General features: G+C 56.1%; 15 protein-coding genes and 1 pseudogene. 6 read left to right on the top strand and 10 right to left on the bottom strand.

Going from position 1 to position 17,640, the window contains the following annotated elements:
* Positions 1–312 precede the first annotated feature (312 nt).
* Both PVA01S_RS05455 and PVA01S_RS05450 read left to right on the top strand, forming a co-directional pair.
* Positions 313–738, top strand: coding sequence for an SRPBCC family protein (locus tag PVA01S_RS05455; RefSeq protein WP_054796471.1), 426 nt, complete (start codon positions 313–315; stop codon positions 736–738).
* A 1-nt stretch (position 739) separates the two neighbouring features.
* Positions 740–1,129, top strand: coding sequence for an ArsR/SmtB family transcription factor (locus PVA01S_RS05450; protein ID WP_054799406.1), 390 nt, complete (start codon positions 740–742; stop codon positions 1,127–1,129).
* Positions 1,130–1,211: 82 nt separating this feature from the next.
* On the opposite strand, the gene fumC is transcribed toward PVA01S_RS05450, so the two are convergent.
* Complete coding sequence (gene fumC, locus PVA01S_RS05445; RefSeq protein ID WP_127605807.1) at positions 1,212–2,600, bottom strand: class II fumarate hydratase; 1,389 nt, start codon at positions 2,598–2,600, stop codon at positions 1,212–1,214.
* Positions 2,601–2,737: 137 nt separating this feature from the next.
* Between fumC and PVA01S_RS05440 the strand changes: the two genes are divergently transcribed.
* Entirely contained in the window at positions 2,738–2,884 is a 147-nt protein-coding gene (locus PVA01S_RS05440; protein WP_127605805.1) for a DUF4023 domain-containing protein, read from the top strand.
* 226 nt (positions 2,885–3,110) lie between these two features.
* Entirely contained in the window at positions 3,111–5,252 is a 2,142-nt protein-coding gene (locus tag PVA01S_RS05435) for a HelD family protein (RefSeq protein ID WP_127605803.1), read from the top strand.
* 264 nt (positions 5,253–5,516) lie between these two features.
* Here PVA01S_RS05435 and PVA01S_RS05430 read toward each other — a convergent pair.
* Positions 5,517–6,007: pseudogene (locus tag PVA01S_RS05430) on the bottom strand (cation efflux transmembrane domain-containing protein).
* Between the two features lie 237 nt (positions 6,008–6,244).
* On the opposite strand from PVA01S_RS05430, the gene PVA01S_RS05425 reads away from it, so the two are divergent.
* Complete coding sequence (locus PVA01S_RS05425; protein ID WP_127605801.1) at positions 6,245–6,619, top strand: hypothetical protein; 375 nt, start codon at positions 6,245–6,247, stop codon at positions 6,617–6,619.
* A gap of 68 nt (positions 6,620–6,687) precedes the next feature.
* On the opposite strand, the gene PVA01S_RS05420 is transcribed toward PVA01S_RS05425, so the two are convergent.
* The 8 genes from PVA01S_RS05420 to larE form a co-directional block, all read right to left on the bottom strand.
* Complete coding sequence (locus tag PVA01S_RS05420; protein WP_127605799.1) at positions 6,688–6,948, bottom strand: HPr family phosphocarrier protein; 261 nt, start codon at positions 6,946–6,948, stop codon at positions 6,688–6,690.
* A gap of 25 nt (positions 6,949–6,973) precedes the next feature.
* Positions 6,974–8,719, bottom strand: coding sequence for a phosphoenolpyruvate--protein phosphotransferase (gene ptsP / locus PVA01S_RS05415; RefSeq protein ID WP_127605797.1), 1,746 nt, complete (start codon positions 8,717–8,719; stop codon positions 6,974–6,976).
* Positions 8,720–8,752: 33 nt separating this feature from the next.
* Positions 8,753–9,910, bottom strand: a complete 1,158-nt coding sequence (locus PVA01S_RS05410) for a mannitol-1-phosphate 5-dehydrogenase (protein WP_127605795.1) — start codon at positions 9,908–9,910, stop codon at positions 8,753–8,755.
* A complete protein-coding gene (locus PVA01S_RS05405) occupies positions 9,907–10,344 on the bottom strand; it encodes a PTS mannitol transporter subunit IIA (protein ID WP_127605793.1) in 438 nt (145 codons plus the stop codon). The genes PVA01S_RS05410 and PVA01S_RS05405 overlap by 4 nt, the downstream gene beginning before the upstream one ends.
* Positions 10,341–12,410 (bottom strand): BglG family transcription antiterminator, encoded by a 2,070-nt coding sequence (locus PVA01S_RS05400; protein ID WP_164751738.1) that lies wholly within the window; start codon positions 12,408–12,410, stop codon positions 10,341–10,343. Before PVA01S_RS05400 ends, PVA01S_RS05405 begins: the two co-directional genes overlap by 4 nt.
* A gap of 73 nt (positions 12,411–12,483) precedes the next feature.
* Positions 12,484–13,935 carry a PTS mannitol transporter subunit IIBC gene (locus PVA01S_RS05395; protein ID WP_127605789.1) on the bottom strand — a complete coding sequence of 484 codons (1,452 nt, stop codon included), beginning with the start codon at positions 13,933–13,935 and terminating at the stop codon, positions 12,484–12,486.
* Positions 13,936–14,131: 196 nt separating this feature from the next.
* Positions 14,132–15,133, bottom strand: a complete 1,002-nt coding sequence (locus PVA01S_RS05390; RefSeq protein WP_127605787.1) for a 2-hydroxyacid dehydrogenase — start codon at positions 15,131–15,133, stop codon at positions 14,132–14,134.
* The gene (larE, locus tag PVA01S_RS05385) at positions 15,130–16,026 is read right to left on the bottom strand and encodes an ATP-dependent sacrificial sulfur transferase LarE (RefSeq protein ID WP_244932906.1); all 897 of its coding nucleotides are present in this window, start codon (positions 16,024–16,026) and stop codon (positions 15,130–15,132) included. The genes PVA01S_RS05390 and larE overlap by 4 nt, the downstream gene beginning before the upstream one ends.
* Before the next feature lie 312 nt (positions 16,027–16,338).
* Here larE and PVA01S_RS05380 point away from each other — a divergent pair, with 312 nt between their 5' ends.
* Positions 16,339–17,640 (top strand): AAA family ATPase, encoded by a 1,302-nt coding sequence (locus tag PVA01S_RS05380; RefSeq protein WP_054796462.1) that lies wholly within the window; start codon positions 16,339–16,341, stop codon positions 17,638–17,640.

The raw sequence follows: 17,640 nt of genomic DNA, 5'->3' as shown, positions 1-17,640 counted from the left end.
CTCTCCTTTATTTGGACTACACAAGTAAAACAGTTAGTTAATTATACGTAATATTTACGTATATTGAGCATAAAATAAACTCCAACCCTGGATTTATTCGTAATTATTACTATCTAAATACATTCTATCTGATTTCGCCCCCTTTGTAAATAGTATTAATTACGATTAAATAATTGGTGCCTCCCCTCGCTGCATCCCATCATTTGACATGCAACCAAAAGGTGTCATATAATACATAACGAAACCAAATGGTTTCTTATCGATAAGAGCACAAGCGAACAAACAACCCATTCCGGTATTGGAGGAATTCTCATGGAAAACGACCATTCACAATCACTGCCCGACATTCGCCAGACGCTGGTGCTGAACGCCCCGATTCGCAAGGTGTGGGACGCCGTTGCTACATCCGAAGGTATTGCGGCCTGGTTCATGCCGAATGATTTTCAGCCTGTAGCCGGCTTTGAGTTTCACTTGGAGGCGGGTCCGTTCGGCAAGTCACCCTGCAAAGTAACGGAAATCGATCCTCCGAACAAGCTCTCCTTCCGATGGGGAGCGGACTGGACGCTGACTTTCGAATTGATCGACCTGGACGGCAAAACGGAGTTTACGCTGATCCATTCCGGCTGGGATGCCGACAAAGTCACTGAATTCGGGGAAACGCACACGCTGGTGCGCGATCGCATGAACAATGGCTGGGCCGGACTTCAGCAGTCGCTGCGCAAGTATGTAGAGGCCTAAGATGGCGGCACCATCCGCGAAAAACGACGTCTTTCAAGCGATCGCCGATCCTACCCGCCGCAAGCTGCTGAAATTGCTTGTCGACCAGGAAATGCCTGTCACCGTCATCAGCGGACACTTTCCGATAAGCCGGACAGCCGTTTCGAAGCATCTTCGCATTCTGGCCGACGCAGGTCTTGTCAAGGATAGGAAAGTCGGGCGAGAGACGCGATACCGGCTTGAACCGGAACCGCTCCTCGAATTGAAGCGATGGCTCGCTTATTACGAGCGCTTTTGGGAAAACAAGCTGTCCACGCTCAAGCGTTTCGTAGAGTCCGGCGATTCGGAGGGGACGGGCCTGTATGGCCCGCTGGAAGTGATCGATCGAAACAGCAAGGACTCCGGGAAGTAAGTGCATGACATGAACCCTTTGCGAGTAACAAAAACGGCCTTGAGCGTGATGCTCAAGGCCTTGTTATTGTCTCCGCCGCCAGTTACGCTTCCGGCCGAATCATGTTCTCCGGCCGTACGACCTCGTCGAACCGCTCAGCCGTCAAGTAGCCGCTGCGCACCGCCGCTTCCTTCAGGGTCAGCCCTTCCCGATGGGCAGTCTTGGCGATCGACGCCGCCTTCTCGTAGCCGATATGCGGATTAAGCGCCGTCACCAGCATAAGCGACTGCTCCAGATGGCGCGTAATGACCGCGCGGTTCGGTTCGATGCCGACGGCGCAATGCTCGTTGAACGAATTCATCGCGTCGGCGAGCAGGCGGACCGACTGCAGGAAATTGTGAATGATGACCGGCTTGAACACGTTTAATTCAAAATTTCCTTGACTTGCCGCAAAGCCGATTACGGCGTCGTTGCCCATCACCTGGCAGGTAACCATCGTCATCGCTTCACTCTGTGTCGGGTTCACCTTGCCGGGCATGATTGAGCTGCCCGGCTCGTTCTCCGGGATCGTCAGTTCGCCGATGCCGCTGCGCGGACCGCTGGCCAGCCAGCGGACGTCGTTGGCGATTTTCATTAAATCGGCCGCCAATGCCTTCAACGCCCCGTGCGTATACACGATCTGATCGTGGCTCGTCAGCCCGTGAAACTTGTTGTCGGCGCTGACGAACGGCAATCCGGTTTCGCGGGCGATCTCCGCAGCGGTCGTCTCCCCGAACGCCGGATGCGCATTCAGTCCGGTGCCGACCGCCGTGCCTCCGATCGCCAGCTCGTACATCGACTCGAGACTTTGCCGAATCATACGTTCGGTTTTGTCCAGCATCGCCCACCAGCCGCTGATTTCCTGGCCGAGCGTTAGCGGGGTCGCATCCTGCAAGTGCGTCCGGCCGATTTTCACAATGTCCGCGAACGCTTCGGACTTTTGTTTCAGCGTCGCCTTCAGCGCGTCCAGTGCCGGAAACAGCCGGCGATGCAGCGCCAGCACACCGGCGATATGCATCGCCGTCGGGAACGTATCGTTCGAGCTTTGCGAGCGGTTGACGTCGTCGTTCGGATGGATGCGCACGTCCGCGCCCCGGCGCTCCAATTGCTCGTTGGCCAGCCGCGCGATCACTTCGTTGGCGTTCATGTTCGACTGCGTACCGCTGCCGGTTTGCCATACAACGAGCGGGAAATGATCGTCCCATCGCCCTTCCTCCACCTCGCCGGCCGCCTGCACGATCGCCTCGGCTTTAACCGCTTCCAGCTTGTTTAGCTTCAGGTTCGCTTGCGCCGCCGTTTTTTTCAGCAGTCCGAACGCATGAACGACCTCGAGCGGCATTCTCTCTGTGCCGATTTTGAAATTTTCGCGGCTGCGCTGCGTTTGCGCACCCCACAGCTTATCCGCGGGCACTTGAATTTCACCCATCGTATCCTTCTCGATCCGGTATTCCATTACGGCTAGTCCTCCTTTTTTTACCATCGTCCATCCGTTTAGTTTATCGTAAGAACGACTGTTTTATCCTTGCGGCGATTCGGGTGATTTCATTCGACTACGGGCATACTACGTGTTGCGTGAAAGGAGGGATCAGTATGCGCGATGACTTGAAAGGAACAACCGGGGAGTTTGTAGCGAAGCTCCACGATACACAAGCCAAAGACGAGAAAAACCGCGAGCACCAAGGGAAGGGCGATCCGGAGAAAATGCTGGCATCCAAGAAACACCTCAACGGAGGCTGACTCCCGGAATGGCAACGGCAGCCTGACGTTCGGCCCTCGAGGCCGGCGGCGGGCTGTTTATCTTTTCTTTTATACCGGAATTTGCCATTCTCTGATTCTATAATAATAGGTTGCCGCTTCAGCCGCAATAACCGGATTCAACGCCGGTTGCCGACCTTCCTGCTTTATGTTATAATCGACCTCCTGTTGTCAGTTATTGGGATCTCATTAAACGGGAGGTATGAAGATGGAAACCGCTTTGCACCAGGCTTATCAAGAGGAACTTGCTCATTTGGAGCAAACGATCCGCGAGATGGAAGATCATCTTGCAAGGCTCGAAGCCGTTCCCCGTTACACCGGTCAAGATGTGTCGGAGCAGGTCCTGGAATCGATCCGCGAGACGAAACGCCGCAACCTCGCGCAAGCGACCCCCGAACCTTATTTCGGCCGGCTCGACTTTCAGGAAGAAGGCAAGCCCGAACCTACGCCCATGTATATCGGTAAATTCGGCGTAGAGAAAGCCGATTCGCCCGAGCTGCTCGTGATCGATTGGCGGGCGCCGGCCGCCAGCTTGTTCTACTCGTTCACCGGCGGGCGTGACGCCGCCAGCTACGAGTCGCCGGACGGCACCGTGGCGGGGCTCGTCTATTTGAAACGAAATCTCGTCATCCGCAAGCAGATTTTGCAACGGGTGGTCGATACCTTCGACCGCGAATCGGATGCGATGGCCGTGACGGACGAATTTCTGCTGTACCGGCTCGGGGAAAACAAGGACAATAAGCTGCGCGATATCGTGTCGACCATACAAGCGGAACAGGACGCGATCATCCGGGCGGGCAAGAACGACGCACTCGTCATCCAAGGCGTCGCAGGGAGCGGCAAGACGACCGTCGCGCTGCACCGTTTAGCGTTCCTCCTCTACCAATACCGCGATCAAGTGAAAGCGGAGAAAATGATTATTTTTGCGCCGAACCGGATGTTCCTCGATTATATTTCCGGCGTGCTGCCCGAGCTCGGCGTCGGCCATATCCAACAAACGACGTTTACCGACTGGGCGCTGGAACTGCTGGAGGACGAAGTTTCGCTCGCCGATTCGGGCGAACGGTTGAATCGATGGTTTCAGGTCGGTGCGGACCGACCCGCCGCCGATGATACCGCTCCGGGACGTTTCAAGGGCTCGATTCGTTACATGCACTGGATCGACAGCATGCTGAAGGCGTATGAAGCGCAGGCGGTTCCGACGGAACCGTTCTCACCGTGGGAAGGCAAGAAGCTGCCTGCCGCGATCGTAAAGCAATGGTACGATGTAGAGAACAAGCACGAGCCGTTGATGAAGCGACGCGAACGCGTACTTGCCCGTATGAAGCGCTGGGCCGAGATGGAGCTGGACAAAGTATGGGAAGTTCACCTTCGGAAGGAATATAAGAAGAAATTAACGACGCGGCTGCGTGAATATGGCAAACGTTGGACGGCTTACTCCCCGTTTGCGTTCTATAAGGAGTTGGTTCAGCCCGAAGCGGAAGCCGCGGCTTTTGTCCGGGCGGGATCGGACGGCTTGGCGATTCCCGAACCGATACGCGAGCAAACCCGCCTGCTGGCGAAAAAAAAGCGGGTGCAGCCCGAAGATTTGGCGCCTCTTCTCTACATCCGCGAGCGATTCCATGGCATTCCCGGCAACCACCGGTTCGATCATACGGTAATCGACGAAGCGCAGGACTTCTCGCCGTTTCAAGTCGCGCTGCTGTCCCATCATACGAAGAACGGGTCGTTTACGATCTTGGGCGATTTGTCGCAAGGCATCCATGCCTACCAAGGCATTCATCGCTGGGAGGAGCTGCTGGACTTGTTTGCGCCGGAGCAGCGCGGATTTTTCACCCTCAACCGCAGCTACCGGTCGACGACGGAAATCATTCAGTTCGCGAACAGCGTGCTTCAGCGAGCGCCCGAAGAGCCTCCGGCCCTCGCTGTACCTGTGTTTCGCAGCGGCGACGAGGTCGAGCTGGAGCAGGTTCCGGGAGCGGCGCTGGTGCCGCGGCTGGTCGAGGAGATTGCCCGGTTTCGGGCAAAGCAAGAGGCAGGCACGCTGGCCATCTTGACGCGTACCGAGTGCGGCAGCACGGTGCTTCACGAAGCGCTGCTGCAAGCGGGCTGCGGACAGGTGCATCGTATCAGCGCCGGTCAGCAGCATTACGAAGGCGGCGTGTCCGTCCTTCCGGTTTATATGGCCAAGGGCTTGGAGTTCGATACGGTGCTGATCGTCGACGTCGATCCCGTCCACTATGAGCGAACGACGTGGGATGCCAAGCTGCTCTATGTCGGCTGCACGCGCGCTCTGCATGAGCTGAAACTGTTCTACGAAACGGAACCGTCGCCGCTTGCATTCGGGTAGCATGAACGCCATGACTGCGTTACAGGATGGATCGACATCCTTCAGGCATAGCCGGAAGCCTCCGTATCGGCGGCAAAAAAACATAGAGGAACGATGATTCCTTACTCGGAGCATGCGGGGACTGCGGCAAACCATAACGGACAGGGGGTGCTTTATTGGTCTTTTGAGAGTATAGCGGTACCCATTTCGATCAAATTGCGCATCGCTGTTCTGCTATGGTTACGATAAAGACGTAAAGGGAGCCAGCAGCACACCCTCTTACCCTTACACGCCGCCGTTCACCGGCCTTTCTTCACGGCCCTTCCAATCCTGAACCCCGTTGTCCTCAATGATCCCGAGCGTCACGTCGGTAATGTCGGACTCGGCCAGCAGCTTGTCGCGCACGCGGAACTTAATGTCATCCGCATCCGCAAGCGTAAGCCCCTTCCGCAGCTCGATGTACCCTTCGACGTGATACGCGCGCCCTTCTTGAATAATGCGCAGCTTGTTGATATCCGTCACATCCGGGCTGTCCAGAATCATCCGGGCGATCTTCGATTCCACTTCAACCGGCGCCGCGACGCCAGTACGCTGCCCACGAAGACGAAGCCTTGGTTTACGGCGTCCGCAACCGAGTGCATGGCCGATGCAAACATTGCACCGCTTCCACTGAGCGCTGCGGCGACGCCTTTCAGAATCGCAATCGCCGCGTTGCCTAATGCGGCCACAGCCGAAGACGTATTTCCTTTTTTGACCCACTTCCAAAAGCTGCTCATAACACACCTCCAGATGCCGAAGTACATCGGACTCATCCAACTAACCGTTTCAATCCTTATTATTCCCGAAAATAGGCCAAAAAAGGCTCTATTCCGTTTTAAACATGAAATAGCCAGTCTGAACCGGGCTCTATTCAACCCGTATTCAACGGATATCTTGTGTGCATCTGAGGATAGCGGAAATCCACTTATGATATGATTAGGGTATCATTCATGAACAAAGGAGGCGTCAAGAGTATGGGAAGAACTGTCCGGTTTGGAGAGACCGAATTTACTTTAAATCTCACGGGACTGCACTGTTTCTTCGCTCTCAAACAAAAAGTAACCATTCCCTATTCGACGATCAAAAGCGTATTTGTGGATGATTTCGATGCCCCCAGATGGATGCTTAGAATGCCTGGCACTTCCATATCGCCGCTTCATATTTACGAGGGGAGCTTCAAGCATGCGGACAAGTGGTACTTTCTCTCTTACGAGAGCCGTCAGTCCCTTGTCATTATTGAATTGGAAGGACACAACAAGTACGCCTATGTCATTTTTCAACACGAAAATCCTACAGAAGTGGCCGCCGAGCTGCGAAGACGCGTAAGAAATTTGCAAATGGGCGACTAAGCCGGGGGTTCAATAAAAAAATAACCTTACCCCGTACAAACGGAGCAAGGTTATCGGTTTTAGGCAAACTACTCATATATTTTCACAAGTAAGGCGCCGAGCTTTTCCATGGCTTCGGCCTCTTGTTCGCCGTCGATTTCAAGCACCACCTGATCGCCGGCCGCGATGCCGAGGGTCAGCATACTGATCGAGCTTTTTCCATTCGCTTTTTTATCTTTGTTGATCACGTTGATTTTACAAGGAAAGGCGCTTGCGGTTTGTACGAATTCCTTGGAAGGACGCACATGGAACCCTGTCGGGTTGATAACGGTAAATGTTTGACTGATCATGTTTGATTACCTCGTTCCTTTAAATTTAGAGGGTCGCTGCGCTGTGCGCCTTTGGCCGGGACAAGCGCTCACGCACCAATTGTTTGACTTCCTGCTGGCTGCGAAGCGTCAGCGCCTGCTCGGCCAGCCCCTCCCACTCGCGTTGAGATAACGTGCCGATCAATGCCCGGCTCGGCAAGATCGAGCTCGCACTCATGCTGAACTCGTGCAGGCCGAGACCGAGCAGCAGCGGAATCGCCGTTTCGTCGCCGGCCATTTCGCCGCACATGCCGACCCATTTGCCTTCGCGCCGGGCGGCGCGGATAACCGTCTGCACGAGCCGCAGCACCGTCGGGTGGCATGGCTGGTACAAGTACGAGACCGTTTCGTTCATCCGGTCGGCCGCCATCATGTATTGGATCAAATCGTTCGTGCCGATGCTGAAAAAATCAACCTCGCTGGCGAAAATATCGGCACCGATCGCGGCAGCCGGCACCTCGATCATCATCCCGACCTCGATGCGCTCCGCTACGACCTCCCCTTCCCGCAGCAGCTTCTCTTTCTCTTCCTGCAGCAGCCGTTTGGCTTCAAGCAGCTCATCAAGTACGGAAATCATCGGAAACATGATTTTCAACTGCCCGTGACGGCTGGCGCGCAGCAGCGCGCGCAGCTGCGTACGGAATAAATCCTCGCGGCTCAGGCACAAGCGGAGCGCCCGCAGTCCGAGGAACGGATTGCTTTCCTTCGGCAGGCTCATGTAAGGAAGTTCCTTGTCGCCGCCAATGTCGAGCGTCCGGATGACGACGGGCTTTCCTTCCATTTTCTCAAGCACGTGCTTGTAGCTGTTATACTGCTCTTCCTCGGTCGGCAACGACGTTCTGCCCATATATAGAAATTCCGTACGGAAAAGGCCGATGGCTTCCGCCCCGTTCTCGAGCGCCTTCGCCACATCTTCCACACTGCCGATATTTGCCGCCAATTCGACCCGGTGTCCGTCAGCGGATTCGGTTGGTCGATCCTTCAATCGCGCCAGCTCGGCCTTGCGCCGCTCATACTGCGCCTGCTTCTCCCGATAGTCTGCCAGCTCGGCATCGCTTGGATTGACCACAATACGGCCCTCCAATGCATCCAGAACTACCGTATCCCCCGCCTGAATGGCATGGACGCCCGCGCCTGCCCCGACAATGGCCGGTACATCGAGCGACCGGGCCATAATGGCCGAGTGCGACGTGCGGCTGCCGATTTCGGTGACAAAGCCGCGAACGATTTCCAAATTTAATTGCGCCGTATCCGAAGGCGTCAAGTCCTCAGCCACGATAATGCACGCTTCCAGCAAGCTGGAAACGGTCGTGTGCGACACGCCCCGCAGATGATTGATCACGCGTCCGGCCACATCCTGCAGATCGACTGCGCGGCCGCGCAGCAATTCGTTATCGAGCGACAGCAGCGCCTCGATGAACGATTGTGACACTTCATAGAGCGCGTACTCCGCATCGACCGCTTGTTCGGCGATCTGCTCGGCGGCTGCATCGATCAGCTCCGGATCTTCCAGCAGCAGCAGATGCCCTTCGAAAATTTCCGCTTTATCGGGGCCCAGCCTTTCTTCCGTTGATTGCCTGATGGCTTCCAGCTCCCGTTTGGCCTCCGCTACCGCCTTCCGGAACCGTTCCGTCTCCGCCGGAACATCATCGATGCTGCGGCGCTGAGGAACATACTTCTCGGCTTGCAGCGGCACGGCCTTCGCAATGGCGAAACCCGGGGAAGCGGCAATTCCAGTAAGTACATGGGACATCACTCAATCCCTCCTTATGCTTTTCTCTGATGATTAACGCTTAACCGTCAGCTTCAACGCTTCATAACGGTTATATACGTTTTGATGAATGGGATGCTCCCCAGGCAGACCCGTGTACGTTTCAATAGCATGATGAATGCCGTGTTCGGCAATTAAAGCCTGAATGGCCGCAGCTTCCTGATCTTCGGGATAGTCGAACAACAGCGCGGCGGCCATCCCGGCAGCCAGATGCGGCACCTCCATGCCCAGCTCATGCGCCAAGAGCGCCGGACGAACGAGCCTATCATTCGGGGACAACTTGCGGATCGGCGAACGCCCGACCCGTACGACCTCGTCATCGATATACGGATTCGTGAAGCGATCCATAATTTTAGCCGCATAGGTCTCATGTTCCTTTGCGTCAAATCCGAATTTGCGCACCAGCATGGCGCCTGTTTCTTGCAGAACGGACGCTACCTCCGCCCGGATCGCCTCGCTGCTCATCGCTTCCTGAATCGTGGAGCAGCCTGCAAGATAGCCGTGATAGGCCGCGCAGCAATGTCCCGTATTGACGGTGAACAGCTTGCGCTCGATATAGGGCTCCAGCTTCTCGACATAATGAACGCCGGCAATTTCCTGAAAGCCGGACGGCATCGCGGACCGGTCGACGACCCATTCGTAGAAAGGCTCGACCGTTACCTGCAGCGGGTCCTCGTGGTGCTGCAGCGGCACGATCCGATCGACGGCCGCATCCGGGAAGGCAACGAGGCCATCCGCCAGCACACGGTCTTCGGGCGTCAGATGCGCATACACCTGTTCCTTAAGCTGGGTGCTGCCGCCGATCGCATTCTCGCACGCAATGACGGGCAACGGCGCGGCGGAAGCGCGCAGCCGGACCCGGATTCCCTGGGCGATAGACGGGGCAATGTGCTTAAGAACCGACACGCCGACCGCCGTCGTCACTAAATCCGCACCTGCGATCGCCTCCGCGACTTGCTCCAGGTTCGTACCGTTAACCGCGGTCACGTTCCGTACAAGCTCGGCATCCGCCTGCGCGTTCGCCAGCGTGACTGTATACTGCCCGCGTTCGCGCAGCAAATCCACGAGCGACGCGTTCACGTCCACGAAGCAAACCTCATAGCCCGCCCGCGACAACAGCAATCCGATGAAACCTCTGCCGATGTTCCCTGCTCCAAAATGAACCGCCCTCATGCGTCCAGCCCACTTTCGAAAATATCGACTAGTTCCGCCTCCGAAGAAGCATTCAAAATTCGCTTCATATCCTCCTCTTCGGACACAAGCATCGCAACGTTCGTTAAAATTTCGAGGTGCTCGTCGCCCGCAGCGGCAATACCGATGATCAGGTTCGCGCGCTCGCCTTCGCCGAAGTCGACACCGTCCGGCACGATGACAACCGACAGTCCGGTCGACTTGATCAGCGCCTTAGCCTCATTCGTGCCATGAGGAATCGCCAGACCGCCGCCCATATAGGTAGAGAGCGAGCGCTCGCGTTCGATCATTTTATCCACATATTCGGAAGGCACATGGCCGGCATCGACCAGAAGCTGTCCAGCTATCCGGATCGCCTCATATTTATCGTTCACTTTTACGTTCAGTCTCACTTTATCTTGGGATACAATGCTCATTTCGTCTCTCTCCATTCCATTTTTGTTTGTATAAATTGTTCCAGCTCTTCCGATATCGCGCGGCGAATCGTCTCGGCATCGGCGGTCCCGAGCTGAACGATGAATTCCGGCAGCAGCAGCATGGCGCTAATTTCGCTCAGCACCTCCAGGCTCTCCCGCGGCAATTCCATCGGAGCAAGCATCAGCAATGCTTGCGTCACGGCGTGCCGGCCTTCAGGACCCATATGGACCGGCGGGTTCAGGACAAACAACGCGACAAGCGGCTCCTGCACCGAATCGCTTCGGGTATGCAGCAGGGCCAGCTCCGTTCCCGGAATGACCTGGCTTCCATAGCTTTCCCGGGCCAACAATTGCGAAACCACGGTTTCGATAGGCTCTATGCCGTAAGCCTGCTGAACCACCCTGCAAATGTCCGTAATGACGTCTCGCAGCTCGTAGTTGACACGTTGACCGTCCAGCCGATAAACCTCAAACCGGTCGAGCAGTCGGATCATTTCCTCGACGTAACGTTTCAGCATACGCAACCGGTCAACGGTACCACCCGCTTGGAGAATGCCGTCCTGCTCCGAGGACGGTCTTTCGATGAGAATCGTTTGAATAAATTTTCTCAGTCGTTCCGTCTCGTCCGCCGTAAGCAGCGGACTCAGTTTGATGTACTGGTCGGCTTCCACGGGGAGATCAACGGTCGAGATAATCAGATCGTAATCCTCTTTCGGTCGATGAGCCGCCTCGAACCAGGAAGCGTGTCCGACAATGTCGATCTGCGGGAGCTCTTTCGTAATTCGTGCCGCCAGCAGCTTGGACGAACCGATACCGCTGGTACATACGATCAGCGCCCGGACATGACGGGAGAATTGCTTGGCACGTTCCAGAGCCGCTCCGAAATGCATGACCAGATAACCGATTTCCTCGTCGGGAATTTGAAGTCCCCGAATCGTCCGGTCAACCACTTGGCGGACCGTGAGGAATAGCGATTCGAAGTCTCGCTTGATTTGGGAGAGCAGCGGATTGCGAATGGCTTCGCCCTGCTCGATTCGCTCCAGCGCCGGCTTCAAATGATGCAGCAGGCCTTCCACCAGCGAACGATCGGAAAGCAGCGGGACCTTGATGCGCTCCTCGACGAAACGAATCAGATTCACGACGGTTTCCACCATATCCATATCGTCTTGAAGCAGCAGCTCTTGAGACGGAGTCCCCTTCCAGAAGGAAAGCAAATCCGCGAAATACCCGGACTCTTCAGGGGACAAGTCCAGCTCCAGCAATTCGGCGAATAGCGCCAGTCTGCTATGCGTTTCCCGGTCTGCTTGCGATTTGGCACTATATTCTCCGGGTTTGATGCACCGGCCCTGACGCACGCGCGTTATGGCGACGGACAGCCGAATAAGCAGCTCCGTGTAAGCCGCCTCCGACAACTGCGTAGGCCACTGCTCCTCCAACTGCCAAACCGCCTGCTCGACCCTGAAAAAGCTGCTCTTTCCGATCATCTCCAGCAGCTTGCGCGTAACCGGATGCGGGGAAGGATTGCCGGGCTTGCCAAATAGGTCGGAGTCGTCCAGACGGTCTCTGGCGAGCCTGGCAATCACAGATCGCTTGGCCGGTTCCGGCCCGACCAGCTGGATGCCGTATCCTCTTCTTCGCACCAACGTCAAGCCTTCTTTGCTCAACCCGTCTTCGTGTTCGTCCAAATCCGCGCTGATCGTAGGCTCGGTAACATGCAGCTCATGCGACAGCGTGAACAGCTTGATCGGTTCGACGGAATCGAGAAGCCGGCACAGGATAAGAACCTTTCGTTCGTCTGCGGTGTGGGCATCGGTATCCAATCGGAGAAGCCGCCGTGAAAGGGCCTCTAGCTGACCGGGCTCCGCCTGAAGCTGGATGCCGACCCCGGACTTCTTGGATAGCGTCAGTCCTTCGGCCAGCAAAATCGATTCGATTTCCGGAAGCTCGCGATGAACGGTCCGGGTGCTCACTTTAATGGCATCGGCGATTTCACCGGCGGTAATTTCACCTTGTCTGCTGAGCAGCAGCTCTAATATTTGTCGCTGTCGATTGGACACCTTCCGCATAGGCTGAATCATCCCTGCTTACAAGAAATGGGCTTGACGCCGACGAAATTTTTCGCCAGCGTCAAATTAAACTTTATTCACCTAATCTGTTAATCAATGAATCGTATTCCGGGCTTTTCAGAAAGTCGTCGATCGAAATATGCTCCGCCTTGGGCGCGACCAATTTGGCCCGTTCCGTCAACGATTTGTGGGTGATGACGATATCCGCATCCTGCGGAATTTCGCTGATCGCCGTATTGGTTACCGTGACCGGGATACCGGCTTTATTTATTTTTTTCCGCAGGATCGACGCACCCATAGCGCTGGAGCCCATTCCGGCATCGCAGGCGAAGACGATTTTCTGAACTTCGGACTTCGCTTTCACAACGGTTGTTGTGCCTGCCGCCGCCGCGGGAGCCGCAGAAGCCGGATTTGCGTCCTTGCCTGCATTTTTCATTTGTTTCATTTGCTCGGTTGCTTGTTCAAGATCACCATCCTGCTCCTTACCGCTCGTCTTCAAGAGCGCCGAAGCGATGAGGAACGAAGCGACCGTTGCCGTCACCACCCCGCAGAGCACCGGGAGCAATCCTCCCTTAGGAGCCATCGCAAGGTAAGCGAATATACTGCCCGGAGAAGGCGTCGCCACAAGTCCCGCACCGAAGATCGAGAACGTATAGCTGCCTACGACACCGCCGGCAATAGCGGCGAGGATCAGTCGCGGATTCATTAGAATGTACGGGAAGTAAATTTCATGAATACCGCCAAGGAAGTGAATGATCGCGGCGCCCGGCGCCGATTGTTTCGCCGAGCCGCGGCCGACGAGCCAGTAGGCCAGCAGAATGCCAAGTCCCGGACCAGGGTTCGATTCCAGCATGAAAATGATCGACTGACCGGTCTTAGCCGCTTGATCCAAGGCGATCGGACCTAATACGCCGTGATTGATCGCATTGTTGAGAAACAGAATCTTACCCGGCTCGATCAAGACGTTCGCCAGCGGAAGCAGCCCGTTGTTGATCAGGAATTCAACCCCGGCGGCAAGTGTTTTACTGATAGCCTGCACAACAGGTCCGATGCCGGTGTAGGCGACCAACGCAAGCGCGGCGCCGATGATTCCCGCCGAGAAGTTGTTGACCAGCATCTCAAACCCTGAACGGATTTTGCCTTCGATCGATTTATCGAACTTCTTCAGAACCCAAGCCGCCGCAGGTCCGACGATCATGGCGCCCATAAACATCGGAATATCCGCTCCGACGACGACGCCCATCGTGGCCACCGCGCCAATGACGCCGCCGCGCGTACCGTGAATCATCGTTCCGCCGGTATAACCGATTAACAGCGGCAGCAAGTACGTAATCATGGGCCCGACAAGTTTGGCTAAATATTCATTCGGAAACCATCCGGTTGGAATAAACAAGGCGGTAATTAACCCCCATGCGATAAAAGCTCCCATATTCGGCATCACCATTCCGCTCAAGAAACGACCGAAACGCTGCACCGCTACCCGGACCCCCCCGGGAGAAGCTTGTTGTTTGGTGTGCTCGCTCATTAGGTATCCTCCTCACTTCTTTCCTTTGCCTGATCATTATTCCGCAAAGGGTTATGAACTAATCGTAAAGTGTAACGCTTTCAATTTCAATCGAAGGAAAAGGAGGTTTCGTCATCATCGCTGATGACAACTTTTAAGGAGCCCGGCGCGTCAAAAAAGCCCGCCCTCGCTCTAAAGCGAAAAGCGGACTTTGGGGTTATCGCTCGATCCGTTCGAGCAGTTCCGGTACAATGTTCGGCGGTTGCTCGCCATGAAGCGCTGCCACGAGATTGCGTGCGGCGAGCATGGCCATATCGAGACGGGTGGCGGCCGTCGCCGAACCGATATGCGGCAGCGTGACGACGTTCGGCAGCGTGAAGAACGGATGATCCGGCCGAGGAGGCTCCGGATCGAACACATCGAGTCCGGCGCCGCGGATGCTGCCGGATTGAAGCGCATCGAACAGCGCGGCTTCGTCGACGGTCTGGCCGCGTGAAGCGTTGATGAAGAATGCCGTCGGCTTCATCAAATCGAAATGCTCGCGGCGGATCATCCGGGTCGTCTCAGGGGTCAGCGGCGTCATCATGACGACGAAGTCCGAGCGCCGCAGCAGCTCGTCAAGCTCGCAATAAACAGCTTGAAACCGCTCTTCCGCTTCCGGCTTGCGCGAACGGTTATGATAGAGCAGCTGCATGCCGAAGCCGTGCACCGCCCGCTGCGCGATCGCGTCCCCGATGCGGCCCATCCCGATGAGACCGAGCGTGCGATGATGCACGTCGAACCCGAAGAAGTCTTCGTCGGTCAGCCCCTGACCGCGCTGCCAACGTCCCTGCTTCACGAACGCATCCAGCTCGGGAATGCGCCGTGCCGCGGACAGCATGAGCGCAAGCACCAAGTCAGCCACCGTATCGTCCAGCACATAAGGCGTGTGCGTGCCGATCACGCCGCGCGCTCTCATCGCCTCAATATCGAAATGGTTATAGCCGACCGAGATGGTGCTGACAGCGCGCAGCTTCGGCGCGCGATCAAGCAGTTCCTCGTTGATCGGTACGCCGGTCATCAGCAAACCTTCTACTTCGCTTAATTCGGCAAGCAGCTGCTGACGGGAGGCGGTGCCTTGTCCGTCCCACATCCGGCATTCGCAGTGCTCTTGCAAATAGGCCAGAACTTCCGGCGGAACGGGCTTCGATATGTAAACCTTCGGTTTGTTCGACTTCATATATGCACCCTCCCTTTCTGCCCGGAGGCGGAAACCGCAGCCTGGACGGCTTGCTGCTCCGCCGGCAGCACTTCATTCAAGCTGCCTGAACGATAGCCCTTCAAATCGAGCGTGACGTACGCATATCCGATCTCCCGCAGCTTTGCGTGCACCGTCTCGGCAATCGGCAGCAGGGCAGCCAGGTCGGCAGCCGGCACTTCGATGCGGGCCAAATTGTCGTGTTGACGCACCCGCACTTGCCGAAACCCGAGCTGCATGATGAAATCCTCGGCACGGTCGATCATCGACAGCTTCTCCGCCGTGATCAGCTCGCCGTATGGAATTCGCGAAGACAAGCAAGCAAACGAAGGCTTATCCCACGTCTTCAATCCGAAGAGACGCGACATGTGGCGGATTTCGGACTTCAGGATGCCCGCCTCCAGCAGCGGCGCGCGTACGCCCCGTTCATGCGCGGCTTGCAGACCCGGACGGTGCTCGCCGAGATCGTCGGCGATAGCGCCGAAGACGACGTACGGATACCCTTTGGCTTCGGCGATCGGAATCAAGTGATCGAACAGCGAATTTTTGCAAAAATAGCAGCGGTTGGTCGGATTTTCGGCATAGCCGGGGATGTTCAGCTCACTGGTCGGGATGACTTCGTGCGGTGCGCCTAACGATCTGGCGAGCACAATAGCCTCTTCCTTCTCGCGGGCGGGATACGTCTCCGAATCGGCCGTGATCGCAAGAACATTGTCGCTGCCAAGCTCCTCAAGGGCCGCTTTCAGCAGGAATGCGCTATCAACGCCGCCGGAGAAGGCAACGACTACTTTCCCCATGCCGCGCAGTATATCTTTAAGCTTCTCGTATTTCTGATTCATCTGGTTATCGGTGACGCTCATCTGTTCAGCCTCCATAAGTGTGCTTCTCCAAGCATTGCACACGTCTTCCGTCTTACGGTCACCCGAGTGGTCCGCTTTACTTATTATAATCGCTTTTGCAAGAAGAAGAAACGGTTTTTGTATCAAACGGCGGAAACCGCGCTTTCGCGCATGCCTCTACGCACGTCGTTTCCCCCTTTTTTGTTCCATCGAATGGTCTCTCCCGGTCTATGCGGCCGGCTCTTTGGCCGCCTGCCAATTAGAGAATTCGATTCGGGTCTGTTACAATGTTACAAGATAACAAGCTGGTTACATCTCGATCTGATCCTAGCCGAGGGAGTTAGTGCCATGAATGAAATAACGGTAATTCAGCAAAAGCTCGAACAAGCGATCGAAGCGCTTGAAGCCCGTTTTCTTGAACGGGAGGAACTGATTCGCCTGCTGCTGCTTGGTTTGATGGCCGGAGAGAACGCCTTGCTGGTCGGGCCTCCCGGTACGGCCAAATCGCAGCTGGCCCGCGCCGTGGCGCAAGTGTTCGGCGGCGGGCGCTGGTTTGACTACTTGCTCACCCGCTTCACAACGCCGGACGAAATGTTCGGACCGGTATCGCTGCAGCAGCTGAAGCAGGACCAATATGTACGTCAGACGGACGGGTATTTGCCTGCGGTCGACTTTGCCTTTTTGGACGAAATTTTCAAAGCGAACAGCGCCATCCTGAATGCGCTGCTGTCGATTTTAAATGAGCGTATCTTTTTCAACGGACAAGATAAACAGCAGGTACCGCTGCTCTTCCTGATCGCCGCCTCCAACGAGCTGCCGGAAGAGAACGAGCAGCTTGCGGCTTTGTACGACCGTTTTCTATTGCGGTATGAGGTTGAATATTTAAAACAAATGTCCAGCTACGAACGGATGTTCCAGCTGCCGAACGAGCCTTTGCCGTCGCTGCTCACCCTGAGCCAGGTTGAAAAGATCCGCAGCGCCGCGGACCGCGTATCGATTCCGGAACCCATCATCTATATGCTGTATCAGCTCAAGACGGCGATGGAGGACAAGGCGTTCAGACTCTCGGACCGCCGCTGGCGCAAAATCGGACACGTCTGGAAAACGTCCGCCGCCTTGAACGGGCGCGACGCAGTGCAGGTATGGGATACCGTATATACGCCGCACATGCTGTGGGATCACCCGGAGGATTACGGCACGCTGCACGACCTGTTCCAGCAATCGTTCCAAGAGGCCCTGAAAGCGGAAACCGAACGCGAGCTGCCGCTCCGGCGCTACGACCGGATCGCCAAGCATTGGCTCTCGAAGGAAGAAGAGCTGCATGCGTTTCAATTCAAGAAGGAAATCGGCGCCCGGCTCAGCCAGGAGGATCAAGCCAAAGCGAAAGCGAATCTCGAGGAATGCAAGCACGAGCTGGAGGAAACGGCTCGCGAGCTGCAGGGCAAGCTGATCCAGTGGCTGCAGCGCGAGAAGGATTTGCCGGGTTACATTCGCAACCGGAACTTCCTCGTCCTGCAAACCGCGCAATATGCGGTCAAGTACACGCATCTGCGCATCCAGGGCGAACGGACGCTGCAAACGATGCAGGGGCTCTACCGCACCTTGTTCGATCGGGAGCTGCCCGGCATCGATTACGACTACACGCTCTAG

The organism is Paenibacillus validus NBRC 15382, assembly GCF_004000985.1.
Classification (GTDB): domain Bacteria; phylum Bacillota; class Bacilli; order Paenibacillales; family NBRC-103111; genus Paenibacillus_G; species Paenibacillus_G validus.
The sequence above is the reverse complement of the archived record's forward strand: the minus strand, read 5'-3'. Positions and strand labels throughout refer to the sequence as shown.

Bases quoted from the DNA above. Each gene is read 5' to 3' on its own strand.
- PVA01S_RS05390 (WP_127605787.1), bottom strand. From the start codon at position 15,133: ATGAAGTCGAACAAACCGAAGGTTTACATATCGAAGCCCGTTCCGCCG.
- ptsP (WP_127605797.1), bottom strand. From the start codon at position 8,719: ATGTCCCATGTACTTACTGGAATTGCCGCTTCCCCGGGTTTCGCCATT.
- PVA01S_RS05435 (WP_127605803.1), top strand. From the start codon at position 3,111: ATGGAAACCGCTTTGCACCAGGCTTATCAAGAGGAACTTGCTCATTTG.
- PVA01S_RS05425 (WP_127605801.1), top strand. From the start codon at position 6,245: ATGGGAAGAACTGTCCGGTTTGGAGAGACCGAATTTACTTTAAATCTC.
- PVA01S_RS05455 (WP_054796471.1), top strand. From the start codon at position 313: ATGGAAAACGACCATTCACAATCACTGCCCGACATTCGCCAGACGCTG.
- PVA01S_RS05400 (WP_164751738.1), bottom strand. From the start codon at position 12,410: ATGCGGAAGGTGTCCAATCGACAGCGACAAATATTAGAGCTGCTGCTC.
- PVA01S_RS05410 (WP_127605795.1), bottom strand. From the start codon at position 9,910: ATGAGGGCGGTTCATTTTGGAGCAGGGAACATCGGCAGAGGTTTCATC.
- fumC (WP_127605807.1), bottom strand. From the start codon at position 2,600: ATGGAATACCGGATCGAGAAGGATACGATGGGTGAAATTCAAGTGCCC.
- larE (WP_244932906.1), bottom strand. From the start codon at position 16,026: ATGGAGGCTGAACAGATGAGCGTCACCGATAACCAGATGAATCAGAAA.
- PVA01S_RS05405 (WP_127605793.1), bottom strand. From the start codon at position 10,344: ATGAGCATTGTATCCCAAGATAAAGTGAGACTGAACGTAAAAGTGAAC.
- PVA01S_RS05380 (WP_054796462.1), top strand. From the start codon at position 16,339: ATGAATGAAATAACGGTAATTCAGCAAAAGCTCGAACAAGCGATCGAA.
- PVA01S_RS05440 (WP_127605805.1), top strand. From the start codon at position 2,738: ATGCGCGATGACTTGAAAGGAACAACCGGGGAGTTTGTAGCGAAGCTC.
- PVA01S_RS05420 (WP_127605799.1), bottom strand. From the start codon at position 6,948: ATGATCAGTCAAACATTTACCGTTATCAACCCGACAGGGTTCCATGTG.
- PVA01S_RS05450 (WP_054799406.1), top strand. From the start codon at position 740: ATGGCGGCACCATCCGCGAAAAACGACGTCTTTCAAGCGATCGCCGAT.
- PVA01S_RS05395 (WP_127605789.1), bottom strand. From the start codon at position 13,935: ATGAGCGAGCACACCAAACAACAAGCTTCTCCCGGGGGGGTCCGGGTA.